General features: G+C 40.4%; 1 protein-coding gene. It reads right to left on the minus strand.

What is annotated here, in order from left to right:
- Positions 1-109 precede the first annotated feature (109 nt).
- The coding region (gene tnpB / locus AAEY62_RS20175; protein ID WP_350635948.1) for an IS66 family insertion sequence element accessory protein TnpB at positions 110-522 on the minus strand (413 nt) is incomplete at its 5' end.

Raw genomic sequence — 522 nt, forward strand, 5'->3', positions numbered from 1 at the left:
GCATAAGTGCAAGCTGATTTTGTAGTTCGGTGATGAGAATAGTGTCTGGCATTTTAATAGCATGACACATGGGAAAGATCGTTCAAGTAAAAAAAACGATCTGGTTAATTTACATCACTGATAACCCTGATAAAGTTGAGTGGCGGGTTTTATTATTTACCGGTAAGCCAGATAATAACCATTGTAACTGCCGTTGTTCAATCCCCATGGCTACGTGTGCTTGAGCATGATTTGGCCATTGAAATCGTCCTTGCTCTAAGCGACGATAATAAAGCCAAAAACCATTGGTATCCCAAAACAAAATTTTTAATTTATCGCGTTGTTTATTACAAAAAACGAACCACGCTTGGCTTAAAGGATCGAGAGATAGGGTATCGCTGACAATAATACTTAACCCATTGATTGATTTTCGCATGTCGGTGAATCCCGTGACCAAGTAAACTTGGTGGGTGCAAGGTGTCACAGTACGCTCAATAATTTGGCGAGTGCTTGGTGCGCTAATGTCGACTCGAAGTCTATTTG

Source organism: Pseudoalteromonas sp. GW168-MNA-CIBAN-0100 (assembly GCF_040309225.1).
Taxonomy (GTDB): Bacteria; Pseudomonadota; Gammaproteobacteria; order Enterobacterales; family Alteromonadaceae; genus Pseudoalteromonas; species Pseudoalteromonas arctica.